The organism is Kitasatospora sp. NPDC056731 (assembly GCF_040687675.1).
GTDB lineage: Bacteria > Actinomycetota > Actinomycetes > Streptomycetales > Streptomycetaceae > Kitasatospora.
On record NZ_JBFBNR010000051.1, the window covers coordinates 43,151 to 49,958 of the forward strand.

Consider the following 6,808-nt stretch of genomic DNA (forward strand, 5'->3'; position numbering starts at 1 on the left):
AGTCCCGTGCCCGCCGAACCGACCCCCGCGCTGCTCCCGCAGGCGGCGTCCTGGCTGCGCCGCCGCTCGTGGAGCGCGGTCGACCGGCCGGTGCACGCCCTGCTGGAAGCCAAGCGCCGGACCGGCCACACGGTCAGCGTGGTGCTGCCCGCACTGGACGAGGAGGCCACCGTCGGCGACATCGTCCGCACCATCCGCCGCGAGCTGATGGAGCGCCTCCCGCTGGTCGACGAACTCGTCGTGATCGACTCCGGCTCGGCCGACGCCACCGCCGCCGTCGCCGCCCGGGCCGGCGCCCGGGTGGAGTACCGCGACGCGATCCTGCCCCGGCTGCCCGCCGTCCCCGGCAAGGGCGAGGTGCTCTGGCGCTCGCTGCTGGTCACCCGCGGCGACATCGTCTGCTTCGTCGACGCCGACCTGCGCGAGTTCGACCCGGCCTTCGTCTCCGGCATCCTCGGCCCGCTGCTCACCGAACCGGACATCCAGCTGGTCAAGGCCATGTACGACCGGCCGCTGGAGACGGAGGGGGCGGTGGTCCCGGCCGGCGGCGGCCGGGTCACCGAACTGGTCGCCCGCCCGCTGCTCAACCTGCACTGGCCGGAACTCGCCGGTTTCGTCCAGCCGCTCGGCGGCGAGTACGCGGCCCGCCGCGCGCTGCTCGAACGGCTCCCCTTCCCCACCGGCTACGGCGTCGAACTCGGACTGCTGGTCGACGCGCTGGAGACGGTCGGGCTGGACGCCCTGGCCCAGGTGGACGTCGGCGTCCGGCACCACCGGCACCAGGACGGCCAGGCCCTCGGCCGGATGGCCGCCACCATCTACCGCACCGCCCTCGAACGCCTCGACCGCACCCACCGGCTGAAGGCCTCGGCCGACCTCGTCCACCCGCTGCTGACCCAGTTCACCCGCGACCCGCAGAGCCGGGAGTTCACCGCCCACACCCACCCGGTGACCGCCCTGGAACGCCCGCCCATGCACACCGTGCCCGAGTACGCGACCCGACACTGAACACCCACCGAAAGGGTTTGCCGCTCCGGAGCCCAGGCAACGTACCAAATATGGGCGATCTCACGACCGAACGTTCGAGTGCGACCGGCACCGCCCCCGTCCTGGTGGCCTCCAATCGGGGACCGGTGTCGTTCAGCACCGCGGACGACGGCACGCTGACCCTCCGCCGCGGCGGCGGAGGCCTGGTCTCCGGCCTCTCCGCCATCGACGACCCCGACGCCGTCTGGGTCTGCGCCGCCCTCGGCGCCGCCGACCGACAGGCCGCCAGAGAGGCCCCGGACGGCCGCCTCGACCTCGCCGGGCACGACGTGGGCGGCCAGGCCGTCCGCATGCTGGACATCGATCCCGACACCTTCGCCCGCGCCTACAACGGCGTCGCCAACTCCACCCTCTGGTTCGTCCACCACCTGCTCTACGCCACCCCCACCGCCCCCGCCTTCGACGCCGGGTTCCGCACCGAGTGGGCCGCCTACCGCGCCTACAACGCCGCCTTCGCCGAGGCGCTGGCCGCCGAGGCCGCCCCCGGGGCCGCCGTGCTGGTCCAGGACTACCACCTCTCGCTGACCCCGGCCCTGCTCCGCGCCGCCCGCCCCGACCTGCGGATCGGCCACTTCTCGCACACCCCGTGGGCCCCGCCCGAGTACTTCCGGCTGCTGCCCGACGACGTCGCCGAGGCCGTCCTCACCGGCATCCTGGGCGCCGACCGGGCCGGCTTCCTGACCCGCCGCTGGGCGCTGGCCTTCGCCGACTGCTGCGCCGACCTGCTCGGCGCCGAGGTCGACCGGGACGCCATGACCGTCACCCACGCCGGCCGCACCACCCGGCTCGGCGTGCACGCGCTCGGCGCCGACGCCGACTTCCTGCGCGAACGCTCCCACCGCCCGGACGTCGACGAACGCCTCGCCGCCCTCCGCGAGGCCGTCGGCGGGCGCCGCACCATCGTCCGGGTCGACCGCACCGAGCTGAGCAAGAACATCGTCCGCGGCCTCCAGGCCTACCGGCACCTGCTGCGCACCCGCCCCGAATGGCACGACCGGGTGGTGCACATCGCCTTCGCCTACCCCTCGCGCACCGACCTCGCCGAGTACCGCGCCTACACCGCCCAGGTCCAACGGCTCGCCGAGGACATCAACGCCGAGTTCGCCACCCCCGCCTGGCAGCCGCTGATCCTGCACGTCGACGACGACTTCCCGCGCTCCCTGGCCGCCTACCGGCTCGCCGACGTGGCCCTGGTCAACCCGATCCGGGACGGCATGAACCTGGTCGCCAAGGAGGTTCCGGTGGTGTCCGACCACGGCTGCGCCCTGGTGCTCTCCCGCGAGGCCGGCGCGTACGCCGAACTCGCCGAGGACGCGCTCACCGTCAACCCGTACGACGTCATCGCCACCGCCGACGCCCTGCACGCCGGCCTCACCATGCCCGAGGAGGAGCGCGCCGACCGCACCAAGCGCCTCGCGGCGGCGGCCACCGCGCTGCCACCGCAGCAGTGGTTCCTCGACCAGCTCAACGCGCTGTGAACCGGCTCGGCGCGCTCTGAGCCGGCTCGACGCGCGCTGAACCGGCCCGACCGCGCGCTGCCGCCCGGCTCAGCCAGCGCCGACGGCCGCGCCGAGCGCCGCGAGCAGTTCCACCACGCCGGCCGGGCCCGCGACCACCAGGTCCGCCCGGTCGGCGAGCTCGCGCACCGGCGCGTCCCCCACCGCGCCGCTGCACACCAGCAGCCCCGCCACCCCCTCGCCGCGCAGCTTCTCCACCGCCGCGAAGGCCGCCACGTCCCCCAGGTCGTCCCCCGCGTACAGCACCGAGCCGGCCCCGCGCTCGCGCAGGAAGCCGGTCAGCGCCGCGCCCTTGTCCACCCCCGGCGGCCGCAGCTCCAGCACCAGCCGCCCGGGCTCCACCACCAGCCCGTGCCCGGCCGCCAGCTCGCCGACCGGCGCCCGCAGCAGCTCCAGCGCCTCCTCGGGCGCCGCCGTGCGCCGGGTGTGCACCGCCAGCGAGCGCCCCTTGTCCTCCAGCCACGTCCCCTCGGGCGCCCCCGCCGCCGCCAGCAGGCCCGGCAGCGCCACCCGCGCCCCGGCCACCCCGGGGTGCACCGGCGGCGCGGTCACCTCGCCGTCCTCCCAGCGCTCGGCGCCGTAGTGCCCCAGCACCACGACCCCGGGCAGCCCGTCCAGGCCGCCGTACTCCGCCGCCAGCGCGGCCGGCCGCCCGGTCACCACCACCACGGCCCGCACCGCCGGCACCAGCGCCCGCAGCGCGGCCGCCGCCCCGGGATGTGCCCGCGCCCGATCGGGGTCCGCCACGATCGGCGCCAGCGTCCCGTCGAAGTCCAGCGCGATCACCGCCTCGCCCGGCGCCGCCAGGATCGCCCGCAGCCCGTCCCGCCCGGCAGCCGTGACCGGCGCCCACTTCTCGTCAAAGCCCATGCCCGAGCCCTACCCCGCGGCCCCCTCCCGCTACCGCGCGGACCGCCGGGCCTCCCGGATCCGGCGCAGCCGGTTCACCAGCACCGGGGCGTGCGCCAGTGCCTCCGGCCGGTCCAGCAGCGCGTTCAGCAGCTGGTAGTACCGGGTGGAGGAGAGCCCCAGCTCCTCCCGGATCGCCCGCTCCTTGGCCCCGGCCGTCCGCCACTGCCGCCCCTCCAGGGCCAGCACCGCCAGGTCCCGCTCACTCAGCTCGCCCACCAGGACACCTCCGCCATCACTACGGAGTGTCATTCTCCCGCGTGAGCCGGACACACTGTGCGCCCTCCGGCGCCCGGCCGCCCCGGCTAGCGTCGGCGGTATGACCACGCCCAGCTTCGCCGTGCACATCCCCACCGCCGACCTCGAACCCGACCCGCTCGACCCGGCCCAGATCGTCTCCGGCACCCCGGAGGTCTCCGGCCTGGTCCTCTCCGAGTCCCCCGACGGCCGCCAGCTGCGCGGCATCTGGCAGATCACCCCGGGCGTGGTCACCGACGTGGAGGCCGACGAGCTGTTCGTGGTGCTCAGCGGCCGGGCCACCATCGAGGTCGAGGGCGGCCCGACCCTGGAGGTCGGCCCGGGCGACTGCGCCGTGCTGCGCGAGGGCGACCGGACCACCTGGACGGTCCACGAGACGCTCCGCAAGGCCTACGCCATCACGCTCCCCTGACGAGCCCGACCCTGACGAGCCCGACTCTGACGACCCCACCCCTGGAGGGCGCCCCGGCCCGGGTTCACCTGCGGACCCGGGCCGCCTCCTTGACCGCCGCGTCCTGCAGCCCGGCGAGCGCCTGCTTCGGGTCCCCGGTGACGGCCTGCCCGATCCCGGCCTTGATCCGGTTGCTGACGTCGCCCCAGGCCGGGTCCCCGAACGGGTAGAAGCTGGCGTTGGTCAGCCCGACCGCGAACTGCTTGAGGTCCTCGTGCTTCGGGTCGGACGTCATCTGGTTGAACGCGTCCTGGGTGACCGGCAGCAGGTTGTACTGCTCGTCGAACTTCAGCTGGAACTCGCGGGAGTAGGCGAAGGACAGGAACTTCTTGATCTCGTTCTTGTGCCCGTTGGCCTTGAACGCCATCATCCAGTCCGCGACGCCGAGGCTGCCGGTCTTGCCCACGCCGTCCTTCTTGGGGATCGGCGCCGTCCCGAAGTCGATCTTCCCGGCGGTGGCCATCCGCAGCAGCGTCGGGTGCCCGTTCAGCATCGCGACCTTCCCGGCCGCGAAGTCCTGGAACACCGGGGTGCGGTTCATCTTGCCCGGGTCCGGATAGGTCAGCCCGGTGGCCACCAGGTTGTTCTTCAGCCAGCTGAAGGTGGCCTGGTTCTGGGTGCTGTCGATGGTGTAGTTGCCGACGTCGTCGGAGAGGCTGCCGCCGCCGCTCAGCGTCCACAGCATGGACTCGGCCGGCGCCTCCTCCGGCCCGAGCGGCAGCCCGTACGGGGTCACGCCCGGCACCTTGGCCTTGATCTTCTCGGCGTCCTGGCGCAGTTCGTTCCAGGTGGCCGGCGGCTGGGTGATGCCGGCCTGGCGGAAGACGGCCTTGTTGTAGAAGAGCACCCGGGAGGAAGAGACGAACGGGATGCCGTACTGGGTGCCGAGCACCTGCCCGGCGTGCGCGAAGGTGTCCAGGAAGTTGGCCTGGGTGTCCATCGAGAGCACATCGGCGGCCGGGTACAGCCGGTCCGCCGCGACCTGGTCGGCGAAGCCGCCGGTCTGCAGCAGGTCGGGGGACTTGCCGGCCGCGATCATGTCGTCGACCTTCTTGCCGATGTCGGTCCAGCTGTCCACCTCGACGTCGACCTTGATGCCGGGGTTGGCGGCTTCGAAGCCGTGCGCGATCTCGTCCCAGTACAGCTTGGAGCTGGTGTCGGCGCTCTCCCCGTAGTCGGCGGCGACCAGTTTGAGGGTGACCGGCCCGTCGTTCTGCCCGCCGCAGGCGCTGACGGCGGTGAGTACCAGTGCTCCGGCCAGCGCGGTGCCGAGGACGCGGGTGGGAACGTGGGCGCGCCTGTTCAACGCGGGTACCGCCTTCAGGGGAGAACTGCGACCGGACGGGGGAATCCGGGAGGGGGGAGGCGCAACACTGCCAAACCCACCGGGCGGTGGTCCACACCACTGTGCCGAGCCCGCCGAGTAGTTATCGAAGTGCGGACGTCATTGCACGATGCGCAACAGAAGGTGAACGGAAGGCGCCCGACGCAAAGCCGCTCACACCGACCCCATCTGCGACAAAGCTCACCTACTTTGGACCAGACCAATCCGACAACTGGACTAGACCTCTTCTACCCGACCAAGGGAAACTGTCCTCCGTGAAGCACGTCATCGCACTCGATGTAGGCGGCACCGGCATGAAGGCCGCGCTGCTCGCCCAGGACGGCTCCGTGCTGTTCGAAGCACGCCGACCGACCGGGCGGGAGCACGGCACGGACGCCGTGGTCGCCGCCATCCTCGACTTCGCCGCCGACCTGGCGGACGAGGGCCGGGGCCGCTTCGGCGTCGCCCCGCTCGCGGCCGGCGTCGCCGTCCCGGGCACGATCGACGAGAGGAACGGCATCGCGGTCTACTCGGCCAACCTCGGCTGGCGGGACCTCCCGCTGCGCAAGCTGCTGGGCGAGCGCCTGGCCGGGCCCGACGGAGCCGCCATCCCCGTCGCACTCGGCCACGACGTGCGCTCGGGCGGCCTGGCCGAGGGCCGGCTCGGCGCCGGCCGGGGCGTCGACCGCTTCCTGTTCATCGCGCTGGGCACCGGCATCGCCGGTGCCATCGGCATCGGCGGCCGGATCGAGGCCGGCGCGCACGGCTACGGCGGCGAGATCGGCCACGTCGTGGTCCGCCCGGGCGGACCGCAGTGCGGCTGCGGCGCCCGCGGCTGTCTGGAGACGCTCGCCTCCGCCTCCGCCGTGTCCCGTGCCTGGGCCGCGGCCAGCGGCGACCCCGACGCCGACGCGGCATCCTGCGCCGCCGCGGTGGACGCCGGGGACGACCGCGCGCTCGCGGTCTGGCAGGGCGCCGTCGACGCCCTCGCCGACGGGATCGTGCTCGCCCAGAGCCTGCTCGACCCGTCCACGGTGATCGTCGGCGGCGGGCTGGCCGAGGCCGGTGACACGCTCTTCGGCCCGCTGCGCACGGCGGTCACCGAGCGCCTGACCTTCCAGATGCCCCCGAAGGTCGTACCCGCCATGCTCAAAGACACCGCCGCGTCCCTGGGCGCGGGCCTGCTCGCCTGGGATCTGCTCTCCATGGAGGTGACCGCGTGACCACCGCGGACCGTGACCGTACCGCACTGGCCGGCGCCCGGCTGGTCCTGCCCGGCGGCGTCGTCGAGGGCGGCCGCCT

The 6,808-nt window shown here is 73.9% G+C and carries 7 protein-coding genes; 4 read left to right on the forward strand and 3 right to left on the reverse strand.

The window, feature by feature from the left end; all coding sequences use genetic code 11:
• Positions 1–6: 6 nt before the first annotated feature.
• Positions 7–1,008, forward strand: coding sequence for a glucosyl-3-phosphoglycerate synthase (locus AB0R04_RS33385; RefSeq protein ID WP_244293389.1), 1,002 nt, complete (start codon positions 7–9; stop codon positions 1,006–1,008).
• A 50-nt stretch (positions 1,009–1,058) separates the two neighbouring features.
• Positions 1,059–2,525 carry a trehalose-6-phosphate synthase gene (locus AB0R04_RS33390; protein ID WP_363377347.1) on the forward strand — a complete coding sequence of 489 codons (1,467 nt, stop codon included), beginning with the start codon at positions 1,059–1,061 and terminating at the stop codon, positions 2,523–2,525.
• Positions 2,526–2,594: 69 nt separating this feature from the next.
• Here the strand turns inward: AB0R04_RS33390 and otsB are convergent, their stop codons facing one another.
• Together otsB and AB0R04_RS33400 are read right to left on the reverse strand one after the other, a co-directional pair.
• Positions 2,595–3,434, reverse strand: coding sequence for a trehalose-phosphatase (gene otsB / locus AB0R04_RS33395; protein WP_363377348.1), 840 nt, complete (start codon positions 3,432–3,434; stop codon positions 2,595–2,597).
• Between the two features lie 30 nt (positions 3,435–3,464).
• Positions 3,465–3,725, reverse strand: coding sequence for a DUF3263 domain-containing protein (locus AB0R04_RS33400; protein WP_063348233.1), 261 nt, complete (start codon positions 3,723–3,725; stop codon positions 3,465–3,467).
• 67 nt (positions 3,726–3,792) lie between these two features.
• Between AB0R04_RS33400 and AB0R04_RS33405 the strand changes: the two genes are divergently transcribed.
• Complete coding sequence (locus AB0R04_RS33405; RefSeq protein ID WP_063348234.1) at positions 3,793–4,143, forward strand: cupin domain-containing protein; 351 nt, start codon at positions 3,793–3,795, stop codon at positions 4,141–4,143.
• 64 nt (positions 4,144–4,207) lie between these two features.
• Here AB0R04_RS33405 and AB0R04_RS33410 read toward each other — a convergent pair whose 3' ends face one another.
• Positions 4,208–5,488: an extracellular solute-binding protein gene (locus AB0R04_RS33410; RefSeq protein ID WP_063348235.1), complete on the reverse strand. Its 1,281-nt coding sequence runs from the start codon at positions 5,486–5,488 to the stop codon at positions 4,208–4,210.
• Between the two features lie 293 nt (positions 5,489–5,781).
• Between AB0R04_RS33410 and AB0R04_RS33415 the strand changes: the two genes are divergently transcribed.
• The gene (locus tag AB0R04_RS33415; RefSeq protein WP_063348236.1) at positions 5,782–6,729 is read left to right on the forward strand and encodes an ROK family protein; all 948 of its coding nucleotides are present in this window, start codon (positions 5,782–5,784) and stop codon (positions 6,727–6,729) included.
• Positions 6,730–6,808 lie beyond the last annotated feature (79 nt).